This window comes from Mucilaginibacter sp. P4_G9, assembly GCF_056400985.1.
On sequence record NZ_JBFUKF010000834.1, the window covers coordinates 1 to 971 of the forward strand.

The following is a 971-nucleotide window of genomic DNA, read 5'->3' on the forward strand; positions in this document are numbered from 1 at the left end:
CAATGACAGATCGATATGCTGTAACCCTTTTCTCTCGCTTGATTGTTTTACGGCTTCCATCTGATCCTCAAAAATGGATTTGGAGTCGTAAAGTAATCGCCCTATAAGTGTGCTTTTTCCGTCATCTACACTGCCGGCTGTTGTAAAACGTAATAGTTCCATAATTCAATGTGTGTCGCCTTTAGGCACCCCACGTTATATTTTAGCTAAAAAGCTGATTGATCAATTTAAAAATAACCTTGTTTTTTCCTGTCCTCCATTGAGGTATCTGAGCGTTTATCATCGCTGCGGTTACCACGTTCGGTGCTGCGGGTGGCTGAGACTTCAGCTACAATTTTCTCTAAAGTATCCGCTTCAGATTCAATACCACCGGTAATAGTAATATCTCCAAGTGTACGGAAGCGCATTAGCTTATTCTCTATAGACTCGCCATCACGCAGCGACAAAAACTCTGATGCAGGAAGCCATGTACCATCACGGTAAACTGCGTTGCGGTTATGCGCAAAGTATAAAGAAGGTATATCTATATTCTCTTGCAGAATGTAGTTCCAGATATCCATCTCGGTCCAATTACTTATCGGGAAAACCCTAAAATGTTCGCCCATACGTTTGCGGCCATTAAAAATATTCCACAATTCGGGGCGTTGGTTTTTTGGGTCCCACTGGCCAAACTCATCCCGATGCGAAAAGAAACGCTCTTTTGAACGAGCTTTTTCTTCATCCCTGCGGGCGCCCCCAATGGCAGCATCAATTTTATGGTGTTCGATGGTATCTAATAAGGATACTATTTGCAGTTCATTTCTGCTTGCATTAATACCGCTTTCCTCAACCGCACGGCCTTTATTTATAGCTTCCTGTACCGAGCCTACTATTAGTTGTACACCAAGTTTTTCAACCAGTTTATCCCGAAACTCCATAGTTTCAGGAAAGTTATGACCTGTATCAATATGGATAAGCGGCATAGGTATTTT

General features: G+C 42.3%; 2 protein-coding genes. Both read right to left on the bottom strand.

Going from position 1 to position 971, the window contains the following annotated elements; all coding sequences use genetic code 11:
- Positions 1-162 (bottom strand): GTP-binding protein (locus tag AC1DPZ_RS27995; RefSeq protein WP_477409702.1); only part of this gene is annotated, 162 nt, incomplete at its 3' end.
- 65 nt (positions 163-227) lie between these two features.
- Positions 228-971, bottom strand: a 744-nt coding sequence (cysD, locus tag AC1DPZ_RS28000; protein ID WP_477409700.1) for a sulfate adenylyltransferase subunit CysD, incomplete at its 5' end; no start/stop codon positions are given.